This is a genomic window from Paenibacillus sp. JGP012 (genome assembly GCF_014203995.1).
GTDB lineage: Bacteria > Bacillota > Bacilli > Paenibacillales > Paenibacillaceae > Paenibacillus > Paenibacillus silvae.
Map to the genome: position 1 here is coordinate 20,975 of NZ_JACHKG010000042.1, position 23,415 is coordinate 44,389.

Consider the following 23,415-nt stretch of genomic DNA (forward strand, 5'->3'; position numbering starts at 1 on the left):
GATAAAAAATAAACGAATTCAGAACGTGTAAAGTTGCGAATCATCAGAACGTGTGAAGTTGCAGTTCAGTCGAAGCTTTCCGTTCGCTTCCCCTCCAGACACAAGGCAGGGGAGGCCGCTTCGAACTTTTTTTATAGCTTGCTGAATTTTGACTGTTACTATTATAATTTCTTTTTGGGCTACAAGCAATTTCAACAAAATCCAAGTGAGGTATAATCATGCTGGCGATTGATGTCAAGGACTTGCGTAAGTCGTTTAACGTCCAGAAAAGCCGTGGCGGGCTAAAGGGCGCGTTTCAGGATCTGTTCAAACGTCAATACCAGGAAGTATTGGCTGTGAATGATATTTCATTTCAGATACCGCAAGGCGAAATATGCGGATATATTGGAGAGAACGGTGCCGGCAAATCAACAACGATCAAGATGTTGACCGGCATTTTGGTGCCTACATCCGGGCATATATCCGTAGGTGGATATGTTCCGTATCAGGAACGTGAGAAGTTTGTCAAAAATATTGGTGTGGTGTTTGGGCAGCGCAGCCAGCTATGGTGGGATATCGGTGTGATTGAATCCTTCCATCTGCTTCGCAAAGTGTACCGTGTAGGGGAGCAGGACTTCCGTAAACGGTTGGACGAACTTGTCGAGCGTCTGCAATTGCAGGAGCTGCTTAGTCGCCCGGTGCGCAAGCTCAGTCTTGGACAGCGGATGCGCTGTGAACTGGTGGCGGCCTTGCTGCACAACCCAGGCATCGTGTTCTTGGATGAGCCGACCATTGGTCTGGATATCGTGGTGAAATCCGAGATTCGCGAATTTCTGAAAGACATGAACGAGCAGCATGGCACAACCATCTTGTTAACGACACATGACTTGCAGGATATCGAAGCCTTGTGTTCGCGTGTCATTATGCTGGATGCAGGCAGTATTATCTATGACGGTGGCCTCGATCATCTCAAATCCCAGTGGGGCACAGAGCGGGAGGTTCGCTTCAAATTTGGCACAGGCCACAGCATCACGCAGATGCAGGAATGGACGGCTGCAATGCCTGTTCGCTGGACCGTGGAGAATGAGCTGTCCGCATCGGTATGGATTCCGCTGGAACTGAACGTTTCGGATGTACTTGGACGTGTGGTAGGTCAGGCCGATATTACGGACATTCAGATTATTGAGACGAATACAGATGAGATTGTTCGCAGCATCTACCAGTCGGGTTCGGCAGAGCGTCCGGAGATTGTGTCGGCAGATAAAGAAGCGGCAGGTGCTACCTAAGATGAACAGTGCATTTATCGATTTCATGCGCATTCGTTTCCTGACAATGCTTGCGTATCGAGTCAATTATTATTCAGGCATTTTGATATATACGTTGAATATTGGCGTGTATTACTTCACGTGGCAAGCTATTTATGGAAGCAGCGGGGAGATTGGCGGTTTTACCGCGGCACAGATGACAACGTATGTTGCTGTCTCGTGGATGGCGCGTGCGTTTTATTTTAACAACCTGGACCGGGAAATTGCAGCTGACATTCGGGATGGCTCCATTGCGATTCAGTTTATACGGCCGATTAACTATGTGATGGTCAAAATGATGCAGGGGCTTGGGGAAGGCATCTTCCGATTCCTGCTGCTGATGATTCCAGGCATGCTTATTGCGATTTTGCTTTTCCCGGTGCAGCTTCCAACAGCGCCTTCGGCGTGGATTGGTTTTCTGGTCATGCTGTTTTTCAGTTTCCTTATTAATTCCCAGATTAATGTTATTACGGGACTGGCCGCGTTTTTTGTGGAAAATAACGAAGGCATGATGCGCATGAAACGTGTGGTCGTCGATCTGTTCTCGGGGCTCATCATTCCAATCAGCTTGTACCCGGACTGGTTGTCCATGATCATGAAAGTGCTGCCGTTTCAGGCGATCACGTATCTGCCCGGCTCGGTATTCACCGGTAGAGTGGAAGGCACAGGTATCTGGAGTGTTCTCGGGATTCAAGTGCTCTGGTTTGGACTTCTGCTGCTGCCGATGGTGCTGATCTGGCGGCAGGCGCGCAAGCGTCTGTTCGTGCAAGGGGGGTAACGGAATGTACTATATGGGGCTGATCTGGGAATATTTGAAAAATTACATGAAGACACGTCTTACCTACCGCGCCGACTTCTGGGTAGAGATTATTTCGGATCTGCTGTTTCAGGCAACCAATCTGATCTTTATCTTTGTCGTTTTCCGACATACGGATAACCTTGGCGGGTGGAGTGAGGCAGAAGTGTTGTTTGTTTACGGCTACTTTATGGTGCCATATGGCATCTTCAGCTGCTTCATCAATTTGTGGGGGTTCAGTGAGCGGTATATTGTCAAAGGGGAGATGGATCGCATTCTGACTCGTCCGGCACACAATCTGTTTCAGATTTTGCTGGAAAATGTGGACCCGCCCTCCCTCGTGGGCTCGTTCATCGGTCTGATCATTATGATCATCAGCGGGGCGGAGATGGGGCTGGTGCTCGAATGGTGGCATATTCCAGCATTAATCATTCTGGCAATCAGTTCAGTTCTGATCTACGCGGGTATTTACACGACACTGACATCGCTCTCCTTTTATTCGGATGCGCCGACAGGCATTTTGCCGCTGATGTATAACATTCAAGGCTACGGACGTTACCCTGTAACGATCTATAACCGGGCGATCCAGGTGCTGCTCACCTGGATTATCCCGTTTGCCTTTGTTGGCATCTATCCGGCGGCTCTGTTCCTGGATCGAACCGAGATGCATCGCATGGCACTACTGACCCCAGTCATGGGGCTGGCGTTTGCAACGATAGGGCTTACCTTATGGAACTTCGGTGTGAAACGGTATCGGGGAGCAGGCTCGTAACCACCAACAGGTAACGTAACGTGAATATCAGGGGTTTTCAGAGGGTGAACTTGAAGGATTTCTAAACGTTAATTCCGAAGGTTTCATACCGAGAAATGTGAAGGAGGATATGAAAATGACTTTAACTGAAGGAGTACAAGTTCCTGATTTCGAACTGCCATCGAGCTCGGGTGAACGAGTGAGGCTGTCTGATTTTCGCGGCAAACGAGTACTGGTCTACTTTTATCCCAAAGATATGACCACGGCGTGCACACAGCAGGCCTGTGATTTCCGTGACCGGCATGAGGAGTTTCAAGGACTGAACACGGTCATTCTGGGCATCAGCACCGATCCGATGAAGCAGCACGACAAGTTTATTGCCAAGTATGGATTGCCTTTCATCCTGTTGTCGGATGAGGACCATGTGGTTGCCGAGCAGTTTGGAGCGTGGCAGCTGAAGAAGATGTATGGCAAGGAATACATGGGCATTGTGCGTTCAACCTTCCTGCTGGATGAAGAGAGCAAATTGATCAAGCAGTGGACGAAGGTACGTGTGAAGGGACATATTGAAGAGGCGCTGGAGACAGTAAAAGGGCTCTAGACTTCTGACAAACAGGCTGCATCAATGGACAGAGTCCGTTCAGATGCAGCCTGTTTATTTATGAGAAAGAGCTTTGCCACTGCGCTGCTGTCTGGACTTTTTTCTCAACATCGAGATAAGCAGCAGAAATGCAGGAATGATAGTGCTAACCGTAAAATCCCAATCAAACCAAGCATACATAATGCCAAGGGTGTAGAAGAGCACATCGGGAGAAATGACAATAGCCATCGCAAATAACAACAGCATCGTTGGCAGAATAAGAGGCTTGTAGGATTTCATCCGTGTCAGCTGTGCGAGGCCAAGAATGAATCCGAAAATGTAAAGGAACGTTTTGATGAAGGTAGAGGCAAGCCAGGCTGTTGCGATCAGGGCTTCAATACGTTGAATGAAGTCACCAATATTAATTTTTTGCGCGAGAATATAAGATATGTAAATGTTATGTTGTGTCTGCTCAGCTCCCATCACCACCAGTCCGATGAGAAGAAATGAGGTAAGCATAATCCCTCCGAGCAATGTTGCCAGGAACATATCCCGACGTTTGTGTACACCATGTGCAACATAGGGGAGATACATCGATATGATGATAAGTTCTCCGTAAGAGACAGTGGCTCCCCGTACAATCCCGTTAATAAATGAAAAGAGAGGAGTGTTGAGAAAAGGCTTCAGATAAGAAGAGTCTGCTTGAGGCAGCAAACAGCAGATCAGGATAATCAGGCTTAGAACAATGAACGGTGCAAGAATTTCAGCACTTCGACCGAAGGTACCTAGTCCTTTAAGTGCAGCCCACCCTAATGCGACAACAAAAAGAAGGATAATGGCCCGTATCGGGGTTCTAAGATAAACCTGAGTGGTCATAAAATCACCGACTTCACGTATGCATACTGCAGCTCCTATAAGAAAGTAAAATAAATATCCTGCTGCCAAAATGGCACCAATCCATTTACCAAGCACTTCGGAACAGATCTCAATCAGGCTGAGGCCGGGATACATCTGATGCATTTTGTAGATCAGCCATAAAATGCCCATACCCAAAACTTGTGAGAGGAGCGAGCAGATCCATGCATCCTGATGAGCTGAATAGGTAATGAGTGTGGGATAGATCAACATCATATCACCAATGATGCCCAAAAAGGCGATGATTGACAGTTGCCGTATGGTAAGCTTCTCCTGAATAAGCATGATGGTGAGCTCCTTTTTTGAAAGTCTTTATACCGTCTTTTTTTTGAAGCGTACTCTGTTTTTGATCAGGTGAATGATTAATAGCATAACCGGGATAATCAGACACATCGTGATGTCCCAATTCAGCCAGTATGGAATGACGAGTGTAACGATAAAGGTTATCGTAGGTGATACAATATTAGAAAGTGCAAAGGCGATCAGAACCGAAGGTAAAACAAGAAACCTTGAGGTCTTGAAACCGAACAGTTCTGCCGTGCCGATGATGAAGGCATAGAGGTAGATGGTGCTTTTAAAATAGGTGGAGATCAGCCAGGATGAAGCCATCAGTACTTCAATACGCTGAAAAAAATTGGCGATATTAATTTTTTGCGACAATACAAAGGAACCGAAAATGTTGTGCTGGGTAAGGAAAAGCCCCATAACCAGCATGGATGTCGTAACCAGAACAGCCATGAGAAAATTGCCAAAGCCTGTACCTAAGACAAGGTCGCGTGTACGATGAGCCTCTTGGCTAACGTAGGGTATAAGCATCAGAATGGGGATCGCTTCACCAACGGGATAGACGAAACTGACCAGAAGCCCTTCCGTAATTTGCTTCATGTTTGTATCTGTGAATGGCAGGAGCTGTTTGAGATCGGTCTGCGGCAGCAAGCATATGACGAGAATGAACATAAACACGGTCACAATTGGTAAGAGAATCTCACCACTTCGTCCAATCGTCTCCAGACCGTTGTAGATGCCCCATCCAATAACAATAAAAAAAATAAGAAGCACAACGCGAATCGGAGTAAGCAAAAAAATCTCACTGGTCATGAAGTCACCGACAACTCGTGCTTGTGTTGACGAGCCAAATATAAAATACATAAGGTAAAACAGCGATACGAGGGTGCCCGGCCAATATCCGAGTATGTTCCGCAAAATACCAAACAGATTTTCACCTGGATAGGTATCCGCCAGTTTCACATACAGATACATTAATCCCATACCAAGCGGGATACCCATGAATGCATTGAGCCAGGCATTTTGGCCGGAATAGTTCGCGATGACCGAAGGGTAAATCATCATCATGTCGCCAACAATAGTCATAATGGTCAGGATCGTCAGTTGTCTTATTCCGAGCCGCCCATGCTCTGGCATAGTGTGTCAACTCCCTTGAGCTAGCTTCCTGTGATATAGGCGAGTAATTGATTAACGGGTTTGTAGATCCAGATAATAATGTAGAGGGGGCTTGGAAACTCCCATAAATTAACGGCAATGATCCCAAAAAAGATGCCGGTTAGCAGCAGGCCAGAATACACAATCACTTCTTTCCATTCCTTGCGCTTAAACAGCTTGGGTAAATCAATCACCCCCATAAGGCACCCAACAACCACAACTGTAATTGAAAGCAGCACTTATCCTCACTCCTTGGCTTTTTTGTTAAATGAATTATCCAGCGTACCGATCCGCCGAATCTGCACATTAGACTCATACTTGATATCCAGATTCATAAAATATTTGTCCCAGGCTTGTTCTTCTTTTTTGTAGAGCTTGGGATACTTATGATAGATATCCTGTCCAAAACCGAAAATATCGACATGGTATTTACTGCGCACCAGACTGACGGTTTCTTTCATCAGTTCCACGATTCTTTCCTGCGCAATCTGCTCCATTTCCTTAATGGCTGCCATGGAGCCAATCTCCATATCACATTCGACGGAGCCAACGGTAGATACATTTTCAACCTTAACCCTGACCTGAGGCTCGCCATTGACCATTTTGACACTGTGTTTGGTAGAGGTACGCAGTGTTTTTAAGGTGACATATCCCCCTCCCGGGCAGTTTACGGGACCAATGGTTGATTTCACATTGTCGCGAATGTAGTTGTATCCTTTCGAATGGTTCTCATCAAGCCATCCAACGAGCCTATCCTTCTTAAACACACTCAGGCCGCTGAAATGAAGAGTAGCTGGGGACTTGATGGATTCGATATTTTTCGCTTCTCCACCAATCACAGGATCTCCGATAATCTCGACTCCGGTAATAACCGGGGACATGCTGGGGGTGAGAATGTATTGCATCAGCTTATCGGTTGTTACGGTGGTTGTTGGGGCCCAGCTTTTGGATGAAATATCGAGTGCATTGAACAGCTTCTCCGCAGGAAGGTTATCCAGCGGTGTCAACATATCCAGTATTTGCGAAGCGGTTGTTTTGCGTGCAATCATGACATAGTAGTCTGGTCTTGCGCTGGGCTCTCGCATCAGAGCCTCTATAATGTCATAAATGCCCTCATCTCTTGCAAACTCTTCACTGAACACAAGTACCCGTATATGGGACAGAAAAATAGCACGCGGACTGGTTTCAGTAAGCTTCTGAATCGCTTCAAGCAGCGTACGAGCGGTGGCTTGATATTGGGTCACGGGAGTCCCCTTGCCACCCCGAGCTCTGGAGGAAACCTCGTTGGGCACCACTACCTGTGCACTGACTTTGATCCGGTCACCGTCCTTGTCTACACCAAGACCCAGCACAATCCCGAGCTGATTTAACTCCTGACGATCCCAGCAGCCGCTTAACATCGGCATGATGATGACAAGAGACAGCAGCATGAGCAGATATTTCTTCATCACTTTTTCTCCTGACTACACTATCGCTTCGTTTTTTTAGTTACTTGTCGAGTGACGTTGGATGTGCCGGAGGACAATGGACGTGTTTTCATATGGGACCAAGGCACACGGAACAGCGTATCCTTCAGATCATTCTGAATGAATGGTGCAAATGGCGACATGTAAGGGACACCAAAAGACCGCAAACTGCAAAGATGAGTCAGCGTAATGAGCAATACAAGCAAAATGCCGTAGAATCCAAAGGCAGCGGCAAGCATCATTAGTACAAAACGTAAAATGCGCACGGAAATCGATAATCCGTTCTCCGGGATGACATAACTGGAGATTGCCGTAATGGACACGATAATCACCATTGCTGCCGAGACAACGCCTGCATCCACGGCAGCCTGTCCGATGACCAGTGTTCCGACAATGGATACAGCCTGCCCGACCGTTTTCGGAATACGAATGCCTGCTTCTCGCAAAATTTCATATGTCAATTCCATCAGAACCGCTTCAATAAAGGCGGGAAAGGGTACACCTTCACGCTGGGCAGCCAGGCTGATCAGCAGGTTGGTGGGCAGCATCTCCTGATGATAGGTCGTAATGGCAATATAAAAGGAAGGTGCGAGCATGGCGATCAGAAAGGATAAATATCGCAGCATGCGGACGAGCGTACTGATGTCAGCCCTTTGGTAATAGTCTTCGGGAGATTGGAAGAAATGCACGAAGAGAGCAGGGGCCAACAGAACAAACGGTGTTCCGTCTACGATAATGGCAACTCGTCCTTCAAGCAGGGCAGCCGATACAGTATCGGGGCGTTCGCTATTGTACACCGTTGGGAAAATGGTCATCGTTTTGTCCTGAATCAGCTCCTCGATATAGCCGCTCTCCAGAATGCCATCAATATCAATCTGGTCCAGTCTTCTGCGAAGCTCCTCTACAACCTCCACGTTTACGGTGTGCTCCAGATAGGCAACAGCTACACGGGTCTTCGTAACACGTCCAATAATGCGCTCTTCAATCCACAATTGAGGGTCACGAATCCGTTTACGAAGCAGAGCGGTATTCGTGCGCAGGTTTTCAGTGAACCCCTCCATCGGGCCGCGTACAACCGTTTGTGAAACGGGCTCGCCAACCGGACGGTCCTCCCAGCCCGCAGCTCCAATCTTGAGTCCCCGGGAGGAGCCCTCCAGCAGCAGAATCGCATCACCAGCCAGCAACGCCTCCGTAACATCATCCATATTGTCGATATAGAGCACTCCACTGGCAGTGAGAATATCATTCTGAATGTAGGACAGATGCTCGTCATCTGCAGAAAAATCAGGCAAGCTGCGCTCCTGCAGCAGAGGTTGCAGAATGGCAAGGTTCAGAATCTGTACATCCACAAGACCGTCGATGTATAACAAAACAGAGGGCCACTTGTGCAGGCTTTGCAGCGGACGGATCATCAGGTCATTGCTATTCCCCAATATCGTTTTGCAATATTTTATATTTTCTTCCAGGTTCGGGTGAATAAGCTGTGTATCGTGCTGAATCTGTGTATCCGCAGCCATGGGCTTCCCTCCTCAATCATCCTATATTTGCAAGTAGTATGACCGGGAGTGTTCCAGTTTATGAAAAAAAGAATGTTTACTTTTCTGGCGGGAGCCTGGGGTGGCAGTATGTCATGAACCCACAAAAAAAAAGAAGCCGTGGGAGCACGACTTCTTTCAGGAAGAAGCAGACTAAAAGGTGCTTTCTAGTCTGCATTCTGCTTTTGTCTTTGGCGAACGGATACCGCTTTGCGAGTATTGCTTCTAGACAAGCTGCGACGATAACGATAGATCACGGCGATGATCAGCACTACACCAATGGCTGCAAGAATGACAGCAGTATACTAGTGAGCCAGCTGGAATATTGCACTCCAGCCAGGGCCGAACAGTTTGCCGATGCCAAGAAACAGCACCACCCAGAACAGGGCGCCAGAGTAGGCATAGAGAGCAAACTTGCGAAACGGAATTGCAGCAATGCCAGAGAAGTATCCCGTGAAGTGGCGAACCCCGGGGATGAAGTATCCGATAAAAATCAATCCGTTGCCGTATTTGGCAAACCATTTCTGTGTTTTATCCAGCTTGTCCGGCTTGAAGAAAAACCATTTTCCATATCGCATAATAAAGGGAAGCCCCGCTCGGGCTCCGATGAAATACGTAATCGTCATACCTATGGTCGTTCCAAGAAAGGCGAGTATAACCAGTGTGCCGAAGTCCAGCTGTCCTCTGTACGATAAATATCCTGCATATGCCATCGTCGTTTCTCCAGGGAAGGGGAGGGCGATAAACTCCAGCAGCAGACCAAAAAACATTACGCTATATCCGTAAGACCCGAACAACTGCTGGATCTTCTCAAGTAGTTCCACTAGGTTCACACTCCTGGCGTCCTCAAATACATCAGACAGGCGCAATTCATTGCTTCGCGCCCGTATATGCTCGTTATTTTCTAATGCTACCGAAATGTTGAACAAGAATCAATTCCTGTATGCAGCAAGCGGCAACAAATATTGCAAAATTATCGTTCAAATGAGTCTTTTTTGCGATCCGCCTCCATATAATTCTAACAAATCTGCTGAAGTCTATCAGCAAAATCACTAGAGTGCTGGAGGTTGATTCATACATGACGTACGGATCGCAATTGTGGATGGAACGGAACGGACAGCTTGATCAACATGCTTCATATGTCTGTGAAAAAGTGCGTATGTGGCAGCGTCTGTCCATAGGCTGTTTACTCACTGTAATACTGTTGACAGGCATGCTTGGAACGGGTGCATCATCTGCCGCAGCGGCGGCAAAAAGCGATAAGACAGACAAGGTGGTCTACCTGAGCTTTGACGATGGACCCGGCAAACATACGCCGGAGGTGCTGGATATTTTACGTGATACTGGGGTCCAGGCCACCTTTTTTGTGTTGGGACAGCAAGCGGAGCGGAAGCCTGAAATGATAAAACGAATTCACCGGGAAGGACATGTTATCGGCAATCATACATATAACCATGAATATAGTGAGCTGTATCGGGATTTTCCATCCTTCTGGCAGCAGATCAAACGCACGGAGGATATTATTCACAGCATTATTGGCATTCGGCCTGCACTTGTCAGAGCACCTGGAGGAACCTATGGCCACTTTGACGATACTTATTTTGACCTGTTAAAAAGGGGAGGATACGCTGTCATGGACTGGAACGTGGACAGCGGCGACTCCAAGCGGCGAAATGTGCCTGCTGCCGAAATTGTCGCTCATGCTACCGCCGTCCCGGCGGGAACGTCAAATGCACTGGTTCTGATGCATGACGGAGGAGCACATGCCGAAACGGTGAAGGCGTTGCCTGATATTATTCATTATTACAAGCAGCAGGGGTATCGCTTTGAAGTAATGCAGGCTTCGGATGATCCCGTGCAATTTCAAGTTAAACCTGCGGCGAAATTTAAAAACCGACCATCTCCAGGTGCTGCCTGGATTGCCAAACATGTGGACGCAAACGCATCACAGTGGGCTTCAGCCAAACCGCTGAAGATTGAACTGGGATACATGACCGTTAAACTTCAGCCAGATGAATATCGCGTTAAAGACCAGAACGTGCTTGTTCCTCTACGCAGTTATATCAACAAGCTGGGAGGAAGCATTAGTTGGGATCAGGCTGCAGGTACCGCTACCACCTGGTGGAAGGATCGAATTGTGCAGATCAATCCAGCCATGGGCACAATGACGTCCAAGCGATTGCATGAGCAGAGCGGGTACTCGGTACATGCCGTAATGGAGAGCAATGAGGGCACGATCTGGGTAGCTGCGGGAGAATTGATGGAGCAGCTTGGAGCGAAGCAGTATATGGTGCAGTCCGGAGACAGCGAGTGGGTGATCACCGTGGACCCGCCCTGGACGTCTATGGATTACAGGCATTCCTTTTCATTTCTTTGAAAGAAACGACCAATCTTCTGACTATTCTCTCTACTTCCGGGCAACAATGAATCATAGATTACGATAATCAGGATTCAGTAGCAGGGAAGGAGAGTTCAGTCCAATGAGCAAGATTCGAATAGAGCATGAATATGCTGTTGAACTGTTGAACAGGCTTGGCAATCGAATTGCTGATGTCATCATCGGCAAGAAACAGGAAATTCAATATATAATCGCCGCTATGCTTAGCGAAGGTCATGTGCTGCTTGAGGATGTGCCGGGCACTGGCAAAACGATGCTGATCCGCACGGTGGCTTCTTCGATAAACTGTGCGATGGGCCGCATCCAGTGCACGCCAGATGTGATGCCAGCCGATGTAACGGGAGTATCCATATATCATGCACAGGCAGGAGAGTTCAGATTCAGACCCGGGCCGTTGATGAACAATATTGTGCTCGCAGATGAAATCAATCGTGCTTCGCCGCGGACACAGTCTTCTCTATTGGAAGCGATGGAAGAGCGCAGTGTGACTGTGGATGGTACGACCCATGCATTGCCCAGACCGTTTTTGCTTCTGGCAACGCAGAACCCGCTTCAATTCGAAGGTACGTACCGTCTGCCTGAAGCGCAGCTGGACCGATTCATGATGCGGATAACGCTGGGCTATCCTGAGCCTGAGCAGGAAGTAGAACTGCTGTCTCGAGTGCGGAGCCAGGAGATGCTGGAGAATATGCATCCGATTATGCTGGCCGAGGAAGTTGTGGCGATGCAGCGTGAAGTCAGGCAGGTGCACGTAGATACAGTGATCAAGCAATATCTTGTAGGTGTAGCTGTAGCTACGAGAGGACATGATGTGGTACGGCTGGGTATCAGTCCAAGGGGAACGCTGGCATGGATGACAGCGGCCCAGGCATATGCTTATGCGCAGGGGCGCAGTTACGTTGTACCGGATGATGTGCAATCCCTCGCTGTGCCAGTGCTATCTCACCGGATTCAGCTGAAATCGGTGAACAGAGCCGACAGCAGTGAGGTACAGGAGCAGGTCATTCGTGAAGTATTATCTTCCGTGCCCGTGCCTGTGCAGATGAGCGGACACGGAAGGGGACGCAGGGCATGAGTGGCATTCGCGGAAGCGCAGCTCAAGTGCTGATAGCGGTTCTTCTGATCGGCGTGTATCTGTGGCACGGAGGAAAATCCGCTTTATTTCTGGCTGTTATATCGGTTCTGGTTGTAACATACGGAATTGTTCTGCAGCTTTTCGGCCCTCGTCATGTTCATGTACAACGGCATAGACGTCGGGGGCATATTGTGGCAGGCGAGAGCCTGCGGGTTCAGGTGCATCTGGAATTTCGCTGTGTCCTTCCGCTGCTTTGGCTTGTCGTTTGTGACAATACACCCGCAGGAGTGCATCGCAAGCTGCTTTTTCCCGGTATGAAGAGACAATGGTCTTATCAATACGAGATCACGGGACTTGCTAGAGGTGTGTATGTGTGGGAGGAAGGACGATTGTATTGGGGAGATGTTTTTGGATGGAGCAAGGCCTGGGCCCAACTTGAAGGTGAAGAGCCACTTGTAGTAGTACCAGATGGCGGATATAGCGAGGTATCGATCCGGCCTGAGAGTTGGGGAAAACATGGGGAAGGTATGGCGGTGCAGCCACAACTGCTGGGGCCGCCAGGTATAGAAATTCGGGAATATCAGCAGGGAGATGCATTTAACCGGATTCATTGGAAGAGCACCGCCCGGACTGGAAGGCTGCACACGCTGATTCCCGAGATGCCGCAGCGCACCTCGCTGGCAATTATCGTATACGAGGAACGCTCAGGGTACGAGAAGAACGACTCGGAGGGTCAGGCGCATAAAGCGTTTGAACAGGCAGTGTGTGGTGCTGCCAGCTGGATCAGAGAGGCGGCCAATGCGCAGATGCCCTGCCAGCTCTGGTTAAGTGGAGATGAGCTGAGCAGTAGAGCAGACAGAACTGTGGAACCTGAAGAGGACTCAAGGAAACAGGTCAGGACGAATCATAGCTCTGCTGCGGGTGAGGTGCGACGGGGATATGATGGTGCTGATGTAGGTGCGGCTGACGCATTACGGCGGCTGGCATATGCCCGATTGTGCAAAGAGCAGCCTGAGGCAGTATCTACGCTGGATGTTAGCAGGCTGGAGCAGCTTTCGTACGGCTCAAGCATCGTTATTTTCACTGGACAGCTGGATGAACGACTGGTTGGCTGGCTTGAACATGCTGCCGCGCTTGGTTTCCAGGTCAATGTACATCTAACTGGCAGTCAGGCAGTGCAGCATCCTATCATTAATTACGGGTCTTCAGAACGTGACGTGGGGAGATTGGATCATCCCTTGCGAGCAGATCGGCTTGAAGGGAAGCGGCCGACAGAACAAGGGGAAACAAGAGAGCGACTCCGTACAGAAGCGGGTACAAAGGCAGGATATGCATCGTCGGTTTCTTCTGGTTCGTCCGCAAAAGCGCAGCAGCTGCAAGTATGGACTGATCGTCTTGTATCCAAGGGTGTGCGTGTGATCTGTCAGGAAGCCATTGCAACAAACAGCACTTTGCTCGGCGGAAAGGCGGGGATCGTTGATGTGGGAGCGTAGCACGAGAATTAAAGCTGAGCCAGCATCTTTTGCCGAGCAGACGATCAAGGGCCACCGTATGGAGGTTATGTCGCCATTATCTTCATCCGTCCATGGAACTGCTCCTGCACTGTATCTGTGGCTGATTACAGCGGGGCTGCTCCTTTTATGCATGGAATGGATCTATCCCGTCACTTCTTCCGGTCAGACCGGCAGTGGGCGATTCGCTGCGGTAATGGGAGGTTATTCGGCAGTTCTGCTGTCGGTTGGCCTGTTCAGAACCGGTTGGGCTGTCAGTATGGTGATTCGCCTTCCAATCATCTATGCTGCGTTGTGTCTGATGTATGGAGCCAGTCATCCGATCGAGTGGGGCACAGCCTATCCTGGCATGCTTAATGCCGATCTTGGCGAATGGATCGACAAAGGCCGCTTTCGTGTCATGAGCCGTGAAACGAGAGGTTTGTTTATGCTGTGCGGCTGGAGTATGCTGCTTGCTTCGGTGCAGTACCTTGTTTTGCTCCGCCGCAGCATTTCATTGTTTGGTACAGGCACATTAGTCTATCTTATTCTGCTGGAAAGTCTGGTCGGATATGATGCGTATGGCTCGGTGGTGCGTTCTGTATGCTGGCTCTTGTTTATTCAAGGTCTGCTGTATCTGCTGCGGCTTTTTGAAGGGACAGGTCATGAAGCGGCGGTCCGAAATGCAGCAGTAAGGGAAGCACAGGATATACATGGGGCTGTTCATCGAAGGACACATCGGAAGATGGCGAGAAGTGAAAAGAACAATTCCCGTCCAATGCGAAGAAGGGTACGTATGGCTTGGATTGCTGTGTCATTAGGAGCCACTGCCTGTCTGGTTCTGATATCCATGGTTCCGGCCCGTATGAATGTTGTGTCGCCTGCGGGGCATATCTCTGTCATGGACACGGTCGAACGTTTGGCTAAATGGGCAGGATATACACCTTCGGGAAGTATACCTGCCTCCTTGAGTATGACGGGATACAGCACGGTCGATGCACCGATGGGTGCTCCGCTGGTACAGGGGAATGAGCCGGTGTTTACCGCAAGCACCCCTGTATCTACGTATTGGCGAGGAGAAACTCGCTCGTATTACAACGGAAGTGCATGGAGTGATGTGGAGCAGCGATTCCACTATGCAGATTCCTCGGGTATGCTGCGTTCGGATGGATGGGAGGAGCACCCGCACTGGAAGCGGGTTCGTCAGATCATCACGATGGAAAGGGAATGGCGAGCACCTAATCCGCTGTTTGCGGGAGGTTTGCCGGTAAGCTTGTCTTTTCAGGATGGCAACGCGCTTAACGGCAAAAACGAGAAACGATTGCTGTCGAGTGAAGATACAGGTATCTTGTGGCTTGCGGGGGGCGGGGATCATCAGGCGCGTGTTCAGCATTACACCGTCGATGTGATGGTGCCGGATGTAACTCCAGACGTGCTTCGGCAGAGCGCGGGTATGCACGGAATGAAGGGGAATTCAGTCGATGATCCGGTCTCCATCCGCAGAAAGGATTTGCAGCTGCCGGATACGCTTCCGCAGCGTGTTAAGGACCTGGCTGCCGAGATTATGGGTACGAGTGCAACGCGGTACGACGCTGTACAAGCTGTACGCAGCTATTTGCAAGCGAATGCCCGTTACTCGCTGGATACCCGGATGCCGCCGCGAGGCAGGGATTTTGTTGATGATTTTCTGTTTGTTACCCGGGCGGGGTATTGTAACCATTTCTCCACCGCCATGGTTGTGCTGCTGCGTGCCGAAGGCATTCCGGCACGCTGGGTAAAAGGTTACGCCCCCGGACAAGCGTACCCGCAGGTCCCCGGGCGTGTCATTGTCACCCAGGCCGATGCCCATTCCTGGGTGGAGGTGTATTTTCCCGGCGTGGGCTGGATGCCTTTTGAGGCTACGCCGGGGTTTGGTGCAGCGCAGGCGGTGGATGCCAGCGCTGCGGTTGCCGCCGGGCTGCAGCCCGGCGATGGGTCCCCGCTGCCGGGCGCAGGCAGCGGACTGGACCACGCGGGCGCGTGGCTGGCTGCGCGCGCACGGGGACTGGCCGCGGCGCCATGGCCTGCCGCGGCAATAGCCGCAGCGGCGATGCTGTGCGCCGCTGCATGGGCCAGCGCGCTGCGGCTTCGCCCCGCGCTGCGGCTCAAGCTGCTGCTGGCATGGCCGCGCAGCAGCTTCCCGGACCGCGAGCGGCTGCTGCAGGCTGCCGCTCCGGTCTGGCACGCGCTTGCGCGCCGGTACGGCCCGCGGCCGCCGGGCATGACGCTGCGGGAATACGCAGCGTCACCCGCCGTGGCCGCGGGCACGGACGGCGCGGACATCGCGCGCTTTGCAGCCGACTGGGAGCGGCTGCTGTACGGGCCTGACCGTCCGCTGCGCGCGGACAGTCTCGACTTCCTGCGCCGGGCGCTTCGCCTGACCCGGCGCAACCCCGGCCGCCAGCGCTAATCCTTGCGCCAGCGTCCCGCAACAACCTGTTGCCAGCGTACAAAACCGCGCTGGCAGAGCAATTGGTCCCGCTTGCCCGAAGGGTGAGCGGGATCTTTTTCAACATATAAATCATGAAGTGCTATAGAGTCTCAGCCCCCGCCATAATACGATCAACGACATACAAGGAATGCGCTCATTGAGTTGAATCTTTCCAATGTCTCCAGCATCCCCGGCATTTGCAACATCTCAACGAGACAGGCTGACCAGAACCAAAACCAGAACCAAAACCAGAACCAAAACCAGAACCAGAACCAGAACCAGAACCAGAAACCAAGCCCAAGCCCAAACCACACCGTTCTAACGTGTCTGAAAGAGAAGGGTCCTCATACGTTTACAGCTTGCAGGGGGAACGATGGCACACAAAGTTGGAACAACTGTTGAATGTTAACGAGTGGACAGAGCTTGTGCCGGGCCGGGTTCAAGAGTTTGGGTCACATTACGGCTAACGATTCCTAGTGAAGCTATTTAGCCCTTTTTGGTCATGCTGCAGACGTAACGATTCCCAGAAACCTTATTTACTTGAAATGCCGTGTTTTTCGCCAAAAATGGAGAGTTTTCGTTTAAATAGCGTTTCTACGATTCGTTAGATTTTCAAACCCCGTCAAAAGGCCGAAATAAGGTTGTTTGGGATCGTTAGCGTGTTATACGTAAGCTCAGTATAGATATAGCGCGGGGGTGAAACACGGAATATCCCTCCATTTCATATGCTTTGGAACTGAAGCTTGTTACACCGCGTGCGAGAAGAAGCACTGAGTACATGTTCGTCAAACTGGTGCATCTCCCGGCACATGATACGTTACTTCATGACAAGAGAAGTGAGCCGCGATTTGCACAACTGCCTTGGAAGCAAAAGCAGCTTGCCTGGTTACTTGCGAAAGTCTTTCGCATGATTTGTTTGTCACATCCACCCTGGAGGTTGTACGTATCACTTTGATTTTGCGCATCCGACGGATGAGATCGGTTCTTTTATCGGATTATAAGGGGGATGCAGGGACGGATATTAACAGGGATATCGAGACAGATGTGCAAAGGGAATATCGAAATGAAAGTCAGGGACGCGGTGATTGGGATCATAGGACATAAGAGTTGGAGCAAATGTGCATAGTCCATTGAACATATTTGCAGCTCATACACGGAGCTCGGGGATTATCAAGGGTTGTCGTCCCATGTCACATCTGCTCGTTCCTTGCCCGAAAAATGGAGTTTCGTCTTTCCTTGACGGTAGGTTTTGTCGTTGCGTATAATTAGTTTCATTAATTAAGGGAGGCACGGTAATGAATAAGCAGAATGAAATTGTGGTTGTCCTTGACTTTGGAGGCCAATACAACCAGTTAATCGCCAGAAGAATTCGGGATCTTGGCGTATACAGCGAGCTTTTGCCGTATAACACACCAGCGGAGAAAATTGCGGAACTTGCACCAAAAGGAATTGTATTCTCCGGTGGCCCATCCAGCGTGTATGCTGAAAATGCACCACACGTTGATCCGGGTGTTTATGACCTGGGATTGCCAATCTTCGGCATTTGTTATGGAATGCAGCTGATGGCTCAGCAGCTTGACGGTAAAGTGGAGCGCTCCGAGAAGCGTGAATATGGTAAAGCCGATCTGGCGTTTGCTGAAGGTGCAGTACTGGCTAAAGGCATTGAAGGCGAACATACGGTATGGATGAGTCATGGTGACCACGTCGTTACATTGCCTCCGGGCTTCAAACTGGATGCAGGCACGGAAAGTGCGCCAATCGCAGCGATGAGCAATGACGAGCGCAAATTGTATGCAGTTCAGTTCCACCCGGAAGTACGTCACTCTGTTCGTGGTAACGACATGATTCGTAACTTCCTGTTTGAAATCTGTGGTTGCGAAGGCAACTGGACGATGGAAACATTTATTGAAGATACGATTAATGATATCCGTGAAAAAGTGGGCGACGGCAAAGTGCTGTGTGCACTCAGCGGCGGTGTGGATTCCTCTGTTGTTGCGGCATTGCTGCACAAAGCAATCGGGGATCAATTGACATGTATGTTCATCGACCACGGTCTTCTGCGTAAAGGCGAAGCAGAAAGTGTTATGGAGACGTTTGTTGGCAAATTCGATATGAAGGTTGTTAAAATTGATGCGAAAGAACGCTTCATGTCCAAACTCGCTGGTGTGGATGATCCGGAGCAAAAACGTAAAATTATCGGTAACGAGTTTATTTACGTATTTGATGAAGAGTCCAAGCAGTTCGATGATTTCGAATTCCTGGCACAAGGTACGCTGTACACAGACATCGTAGAGAGTGGTACAGCTACAGCACAGACGATCAAATCCCACCACAACGTGGGCGGTCTGCCAGAAGACATGAACTTCAAACTGATCGAACCTTTGAACACATTGTTCAAGGACGAAGTGCGTAAAGTAGGTACGGAATGCGGCCTGCCGGATGAAATCGTACACCGTCAGCCTTTCCCTGGTCCGGGTCTTGCGATCCGTGTGCTTGGCGAAGTAACGGAAGAGAAGCTGAAAATCGTTCGTGATTCCGACTACATCCTGCGTGAAGAAATCGCCAAAGCCGGTCTTGACCGTGAAATCTGGCAATACTTCACTGCCCTGCCTAACATGAAGAGTGTTGGTGTTATGGGTGACGCACGTACGTATTCCTACACTGTAGGTATTCGTGCCGTGACTTCCATCGACGGTATGACGGCCGACTGGGCACGTATCCCTTGGGATGTACTGGAGAAAATCTCCGTACGTATCGTTAACGAAGTGGACAACGTAAACCGTATCGTTTATGACGTGACTTCCAAACCACCAGCAACGATCGAGTGGGAGTAGGTTTATTACAGGACATTAAAACTTAATATTAATAAATGCCGGAGGTCTTGGTAATCCAAGATTTTCGGCATTTTTATGTTTACAGCACGTAGATAATTCACAGAATGCAGGACAAAAACTCCCTCTTGTCTGCAACACAGAATGCAAATCAAAGGGAGTCTACATAGATTTCTTTAAAATCTGTTATTCTACAGTTTACTTCTTTGGGTTGTACTCGAGATATAATGTTTTATTCTTGTTATCCCACTTGACTACTTTTGCACCCAATAATGAAGGAAGGTCTTTGGCCTCAATATAAGCTGTGCCTGCAAAATTTCTGGATTGTGTGATCGGGCTCCCAAAGAGAACAGGCAATTTTTTAACAGGGTCGTAGCCTATAAAAACATGGAATGCCTCACTTACAGAACGAATTGGAATATATACTGTTCCATTGTAGAGAAGGCCCGTATGCTTTGATTTATCATTAATGATAATTTTGATTTTTTCCGGTTTGACATCGGATCTAATGATTGAAGCATAGGGCACAAATTCCTCGTTTAATTTGGCTGCAGTGGCGGCCGTCACCACTTTAACTTCATGTTCACCAGTGACAGAACCATAAGTGACTTTTAAGCTCGCTGTACCGAGACCGACAGCTTGTACATTGCCAGTACCATGGGGTTTCAATACAGCAGGATTGCTTGATTCCCATGTAGCGAGATCTGTTACGTAGGATACATCTCCATTCTCGAAATAAGCCAGAGCATTCAATTCTTGTCCCGTATTAACGGAGAAGATGAACGGAAGGAAGCTTGGTCGCGAGATTCCCTCTACGATAAAGATTTCTTTTGGTATAGCGACCAATACATCTGCGGCCGCAGTTTTATAATCTGTAACTGCATTCCCCGCAAGATCAGTCAATACCGTTCTATCAGTCAGGACTTGAATGGAAGAGCGGGTATTCAAACTGCTTTCCTTGGTCATAAGCGTGAAGGATACAAAGGGATCGCCTGTTGCCGAATCCAGAAAATGACCGTCATTGGCTGTAATTGAAAGTACAACCTCCCTTCTTCCATCATTTGGGACAAAATCCTCGGGATAGGGATTTTGAATGGTATAGTCTTTGCTGTCATACTGACGTGTTGGAATGTAAAAAGTATCGTCTCTCCATATGTATTTTTTCAACTTTTCATCAAAACGGAGTAATCCGTCTTCTTCATCCTCTTCCTTTAGTGTAAACATGTTTTCATCATAGCTCAAAACGATAGTTGCCGATTTAATTTTAGGAGTATTCAAGCTGCTAGAGATTGCAACATCTACCCACTCGACATCACCAGGAACTATGGTAGAATTGCCTGTCAGGGTTACGGATAATTCTCCTGACTCAGCAGCGGATGTAACGTTTGGTATGCCTCCCATTGCAAGGATGAACCCAAGAACCCCCAATATTATCTTTTTTGAAAAAATCATTTCATAACCTCCAGTATAAGTGATTTATCCCTTAATATATCGGAATGAGATGAGATAAAATGAAGTTTAGCGTAGGCAGAACAGTGACTTAGAACTGCTTTATAATTTGGATGAAGATATAAGCCAGATTAGGTCCTAACACATTCAAACAGGCCGTGAAACATGTCGTATGGGATTTAAAGTACCTAAGAGTGTTTCGTTACGGAAACCAATGATAAGTATATTTTTATAATAAATTAAAATAAATCAATGGCTGCCTCCATCGTGTTTTACACATGATGAACAGGTGGCTTTTTTGATGCCCGTCAAGCAATGCTTACTTTGAAAATATGAACATATCCGACTTTGAAATCGTTATCAATCGCATGTTTATCTGGGTGGTAAATCGCTGAAATGGTTTGATTTGTTAAATAATACGAACGTTGTTTGGAGGTTTTGAATATAACATTCGTTTTTATCGTTGACAAAATAGAAGCCCACTCCTAAAATGGTGATGGGAAACAAACAAATAGCGCATACTAATTCGTATAATCCTGGGGATATGGCCCGGGAGTCTCTACGAGATCACCCTAATGATCTGGCTACGAAGAGGAGCAGGCTAAGCACATGAATTCTACATGACTGCGGTGGAACATCACCCGCGCACATTAGAATTTTTTTTGTTCTTGGTTCACAGGCAATGTGCCTGCTTCTGGTCAAGCTGAACTCTGGGGAAAATACTTCTCAGGGTCATTTGTCGTTTTTCAATATAGCTTCAACATCTCTAAGGAGGAGTTAGTGAATTATGGATCGTTTCTTTAAACTCAAAGAAAACGGAACAAATGTTAGAACGGAGATCGTTGCGGGTCTGACTACTTTTATGACAATGGCTTACATTCTTTTTGTGAACACATTGTTCCTGGGTTCAGCCGGAGCGGGTATGTCTGACAATGCAGTATTCTTTGCAACAGCCGTTGGTGCTGGATTAATGACAATTATTATGGGGTTGTTCGTAAACGTTCCGATCGCACTCGCTCCGGGTATGGGATTGAATGCATACTTTATGACCGTGGTTCTGAGTTCCAATGGTGCGATTAGCTGGCAGGCAGCACTCGGTGCTGTATTCCTTTCAGGTATCGTATTCATTATTCTGACAGTAACTCGAGTTCGGCAAATGCTGCTCGTTGCAGTTCCGCAATCCATTAAAATGGCGATAACCGTAGGTATCGGTCTGTTTATTACCATCATCGGCTTCAAACTCGCCAATTTGGTGGCGGTAACGGTGAATGTTGCACCTGATGCAGATTTGAGCCAGCCGATTCCAGGCAGCAGCTTTAATCTGTCCCTGGGCAACTTTGTAACACATCATGATGCTCTACTTGCTTTGATTGGTTTGCTTTTGATCGCGATCCTTATGGTTATGCGTGTAAAAGGAGCTTTGTTGATCGGGATCGTAGCCACAACACTGATCGGTATTCCTATGGGAGTAACGAATCTGAGCGGCCTGTCCAGCGCAAGCTGGCTGCCTAACTTCAGTGACCTGGCTGTTGGACAGCTTGATCTGAAAGGCGCCATCAGCCTTGGATTATTCGAAATTATTTTCATTTTCACATTCGTTGAGTTGTTTGATACGTTCGGTACAATGGTTGGTACGGCGACACGTATGGGCATCATGAAGGATAAAGCAAAAGGCGAGAAAACAATTGGTAAAGCCATGCTCGTCGATGCAGTCGGCGTCAGCGCAGGTGCGGCACTGGGTACAAGTACGATTACAGCCTATGTTGAAAGTGCTTCTGGTGTAGAAGCTGGCGGACGTACAGGTTTGACTTCGGTAACAACAGGTCTGCTGTTCATTCTGGCTTTGTTTATTGCACCGCTCGCATTGGTTGTTCCTTCTGCTGCAACGGCACCGGCATTGATCATTGTGGGTGTGCTTATGATGAGTCAGGTTCGCAGCATTGAGTGGGATGATTTTCTTCAAGCTTTCCCTGCATTTCTTACGATTGTACTGATGCCATTTACAGGCGGGATTGCAAACGGGATTTCCGCAGGTATCGTTTCCTACGTCATTCTGGCCGTTTTCAGCAACCTTGTTACAGAGCGCAAAGTAAAAATACACTGGCTGATGTGGGTACTGGCCATTATCGTCGTTTGCCGTTACGTATTTATTGGCGGAGAGTAAGTGACGACATAACTTAGATTGACTGATCGCATTAACAATGCAAGCGGAGCTTCGATACGATATCGAGGTTCCGCTTTTTTATTTCTTCTATATAAATTGTTCCTGTGTGCAAAAAAATGAAAAGCTACAATCCAGATACATCGTTTCATCTATATATAAGAATATACGTTGAGGGAAGAGAAGGAGCTAAACTTGCAGGGCAAGCAGCACAACAGATATTGAAGAGATAACGTAGCAGTTAACCAATTAAAATACACAGTTTGCAAATAACGTTTTGTGCGATATAAGTTTCAAGATGGACCCGTCACGTTGTGGTGCCGTTAATAGTCTAACGTATTACATTGATTCTTTTGATGTAGATCGCTTTTAATATTTCGAAAAAAGTCTTGCATTATAAATTTGTACATGGTATATTCTAATTCCGGCCAAGAAAACACGGTTTACACGGTGCGGCAAGCAACTTACAAAAAAAGCTTCGAAAGAAGCTTGAAAAAAAGAGCTTGCAAAGTTGGTTCGGAAATGATAAGATATAAAAGTTGCTGAAACGAACTAGTTTCGGTAACGAAGAAAAGTTTGATCTTTGAAAACTGAACAACGAGTGAGTAATCATTCTGCTTGCAGAATGAACGTGAAGGTTTTTGGTGCATGCCATCTGGCTGTATGAAAACTGGAACAAAAATGAGATTTTTAATCTCGTCAGATTCAAAATGAGCTTATCGCTCTTTTCAATACTTTATTGGAGAGTTTGATCCTGGCTCAGGACGAACGCTGG

Annotated in this window: 16 protein-coding genes, 1 pseudogene and 1 riboswitch; of the genes and pseudogenes, 10 read left to right on the forward strand and 7 right to left on the reverse strand. The window is 48.3% G+C overall.

What is annotated here, in order from left to right; translation table 11 throughout:
- Positions 1 to 218 precede the first annotated feature (218 nt).
- The 4 genes from HNR77_RS27585 to bcp all read left to right on the forward strand — a co-directional run bounded on the left by HNR77_RS27585 (position 219) and on the right by bcp (position 3,431).
- The gene (locus tag HNR77_RS27585; protein ID WP_184190990.1) at positions 219 to 1,265 is read left to right on the forward strand and encodes an ABC transporter ATP-binding protein; all 1,047 of its coding nucleotides are present in this window, start codon (positions 219 to 221) and stop codon (positions 1,263 to 1,265) included.
- A gap of 1 nt (position 1,266) precedes the next feature.
- A complete protein-coding gene (locus HNR77_RS27590; RefSeq protein WP_184190992.1) occupies positions 1,267 to 2,061 on the forward strand; it encodes an ABC transporter permease in 795 nt (264 codons plus the stop codon).
- A gap of 4 nt (positions 2,062 to 2,065) precedes the next feature.
- Complete coding sequence (locus tag HNR77_RS27595) at positions 2,066 to 2,851, forward strand: ABC transporter permease (protein WP_184190994.1); 786 nt, start codon at positions 2,066 to 2,068, stop codon at positions 2,849 to 2,851.
- A 109-nt stretch (positions 2,852 to 2,960) separates the two neighbouring features.
- Complete coding sequence (gene bcp, locus HNR77_RS27600) at positions 2,961 to 3,431, forward strand: thioredoxin-dependent thiol peroxidase (protein WP_397367683.1); 471 nt, start codon at positions 2,961 to 2,963, stop codon at positions 3,429 to 3,431.
- 54 nt (positions 3,432 to 3,485) lie between these two features.
- Here the strand turns inward: bcp and HNR77_RS27605 are convergent, their stop codons facing one another.
- The 6 genes and pseudogenes from HNR77_RS27605 to HNR77_RS27630 all read right to left on the reverse strand — a co-directional run bounded on the left by HNR77_RS27605 (position 3,486) and on the right by HNR77_RS27630 (position 9,590).
- On the reverse strand, positions 3,486 to 4,610 hold the full coding sequence (locus tag HNR77_RS27605; protein WP_184190998.1) for a GerAB/ArcD/ProY family transporter: 1,125 nt from the start codon (positions 4,608 to 4,610) through the stop codon (positions 3,486 to 3,488).
- 27 nt (positions 4,611 to 4,637) lie between these two features.
- Entirely contained in the window at positions 4,638 to 5,747 is a 1,110-nt protein-coding gene (locus tag HNR77_RS27610; protein ID WP_184191000.1) for a GerAB/ArcD/ProY family transporter, read from the reverse strand.
- A 20-nt stretch (positions 5,748 to 5,767) separates the two neighbouring features.
- The gene (locus HNR77_RS27615) at positions 5,768 to 6,004 is read right to left on the reverse strand and encodes a hypothetical protein (RefSeq protein ID WP_184191002.1); all 237 of its coding nucleotides are present in this window, start codon (positions 6,002 to 6,004) and stop codon (positions 5,768 to 5,770) included.
- Between the two features lie 6 nt (positions 6,005 to 6,010).
- Entirely contained in the window at positions 6,011 to 7,213 is a 1,203-nt protein-coding gene (locus HNR77_RS27620; protein WP_184191004.1) for a Ger(x)C family spore germination protein, read from the reverse strand.
- Between the two features lie 20 nt (positions 7,214 to 7,233).
- Positions 7,234 to 8,748, reverse strand: coding sequence for a spore germination protein (locus HNR77_RS27625; protein WP_184191006.1), 1,515 nt, complete (start codon positions 8,746 to 8,748; stop codon positions 7,234 to 7,236).
- Positions 8,749 to 8,933: 185 nt separating this feature from the next.
- Positions 8,934 to 9,590: pseudogene (locus HNR77_RS27630) on the reverse strand (DedA family protein).
- A 254-nt stretch (positions 9,591 to 9,844) separates the two neighbouring features.
- On the opposite strand from HNR77_RS27630, the gene HNR77_RS27635 reads away from it, so the two are divergent.
- The 5 genes from HNR77_RS27635 (at position 9,845) to guaA (ending at position 19,033) form a co-directional block, all read left to right on the forward strand.
- Complete coding sequence (locus HNR77_RS27635; protein ID WP_184191008.1) at positions 9,845 to 11,143, forward strand: polysaccharide deacetylase family protein; 1,299 nt, start codon at positions 9,845 to 9,847, stop codon at positions 11,141 to 11,143.
- Between the two features lie 103 nt (positions 11,144 to 11,246).
- Positions 11,247 to 12,239, forward strand: coding sequence for an AAA family ATPase (locus tag HNR77_RS27640; RefSeq protein ID WP_184191010.1), 993 nt, complete (start codon positions 11,247 to 11,249; stop codon positions 12,237 to 12,239).
- Positions 12,236 to 13,732, forward strand: coding sequence for a DUF58 domain-containing protein (locus HNR77_RS27645; RefSeq protein ID WP_184191012.1), 1,497 nt, complete (start codon positions 12,236 to 12,238; stop codon positions 13,730 to 13,732). Before HNR77_RS27640 ends, HNR77_RS27645 begins: the two co-directional genes overlap by 4 nt.
- On the forward strand, positions 13,719 to 16,178 hold the full coding sequence (locus HNR77_RS27650; protein WP_184191014.1) for a DUF4129 domain-containing transglutaminase family protein: 2,460 nt from the start codon (positions 13,719 to 13,721) through the stop codon (positions 16,176 to 16,178). Before HNR77_RS27645 ends, HNR77_RS27650 begins: the two co-directional genes overlap by 14 nt.
- Before the next feature lie 1,316 nt (positions 16,179 to 17,494).
- Positions 17,495 to 19,033, forward strand: a complete 1,539-nt coding sequence (gene guaA / locus HNR77_RS27655; protein ID WP_145406288.1) for a glutamine-hydrolyzing GMP synthase — start codon at positions 17,495 to 17,497, stop codon at positions 19,031 to 19,033.
- A gap of 195 nt (positions 19,034 to 19,228) precedes the next feature.
- Here the strand turns inward: guaA and HNR77_RS27660 are convergent, their stop codons facing one another.
- Entirely contained in the window at positions 19,229 to 20,482 is a 1,254-nt protein-coding gene (locus tag HNR77_RS27660) for a hypothetical protein (RefSeq protein ID WP_184191016.1), read from the reverse strand.
- A 503-nt stretch (positions 20,483 to 20,985) separates the two neighbouring features.
- A riboswitch (purine riboswitch) is annotated at positions 20,986 to 21,086 on the forward strand.
- 180 nt (positions 21,087 to 21,266) lie between these two features.
- On the opposite strand from HNR77_RS27660, the gene HNR77_RS27665 reads away from it, so the two are divergent.
- Positions 21,267 to 22,643 carry an NCS2 family permease gene (locus HNR77_RS27665; RefSeq protein ID WP_184191018.1) on the forward strand — a complete coding sequence of 459 codons (1,377 nt, stop codon included), beginning with the start codon at positions 21,267 to 21,269 and terminating at the stop codon, positions 22,641 to 22,643.
- Positions 22,644 to 23,415: the final 772 nt, after the last annotated feature.

Excerpts from the sequence above, each read along its gene's own strand:
- HNR77_RS27585 (WP_184190990.1), top strand. The coding sequence starts at position 219 with ATGCTGGCGATTGATGTCAAGGACTTGCGTAAGTCGTTTAACGTCCAG.
- HNR77_RS27590 (WP_184190992.1), top strand. The coding sequence starts at position 1,267 with ATGAACAGTGCATTTATCGATTTCATGCGCATTCGTTTCCTGACAATG.
- HNR77_RS27595 (WP_184190994.1), top strand. The coding sequence starts at position 2,066 with ATGTACTATATGGGGCTGATCTGGGAATATTTGAAAAATTACATGAAG.
- bcp (WP_397367683.1), top strand. The coding sequence starts at position 2,961 with ATGAAAATGACTTTAACTGAAGGAGTACAAGTTCCTGATTTCGAACTG.
- HNR77_RS27605 (WP_184190998.1), bottom strand. The coding sequence starts at position 4,610 with ATGCTTATTCAGGAGAAGCTTACCATACGGCAACTGTCAATCATCGCC.
- HNR77_RS27610 (WP_184191000.1), bottom strand. The coding sequence starts at position 5,747 with ATGCCAGAGCATGGGCGGCTCGGAATAAGACAACTGACGATCCTGACC.
- HNR77_RS27620 (WP_184191004.1), bottom strand. The coding sequence starts at position 7,213 with ATGAAGAAATATCTGCTCATGCTGCTGTCTCTTGTCATCATCATGCCG.
- HNR77_RS27625 (WP_184191006.1), bottom strand. The coding sequence starts at position 8,748 with ATGGCTGCGGATACACAGATTCAGCACGATACACAGCTTATTCACCCG.
- HNR77_RS27635 (WP_184191008.1), top strand. The coding sequence starts at position 9,845 with ATGACGTACGGATCGCAATTGTGGATGGAACGGAACGGACAGCTTGAT.
- HNR77_RS27640 (WP_184191010.1), top strand. The coding sequence starts at position 11,247 with ATGAGCAAGATTCGAATAGAGCATGAATATGCTGTTGAACTGTTGAAC.
- HNR77_RS27645 (WP_184191012.1), top strand. The coding sequence starts at position 12,236 with ATGAGTGGCATTCGCGGAAGCGCAGCTCAAGTGCTGATAGCGGTTCTT.
- HNR77_RS27650 (WP_184191014.1), top strand. The coding sequence starts at position 13,719 with ATGTGGGAGCGTAGCACGAGAATTAAAGCTGAGCCAGCATCTTTTGCC.
- guaA (WP_145406288.1), top strand. The coding sequence starts at position 17,495 with ATGAATAAGCAGAATGAAATTGTGGTTGTCCTTGACTTTGGAGGCCAA.
- HNR77_RS27660 (WP_184191016.1), bottom strand. The coding sequence starts at position 20,482 with ATGATTTTTTCAAAAAAGATAATATTGGGGGTTCTTGGGTTCATCCTT.
- HNR77_RS27665 (WP_184191018.1), top strand. The coding sequence starts at position 21,267 with ATGGATCGTTTCTTTAAACTCAAAGAAAACGGAACAAATGTTAGAACG.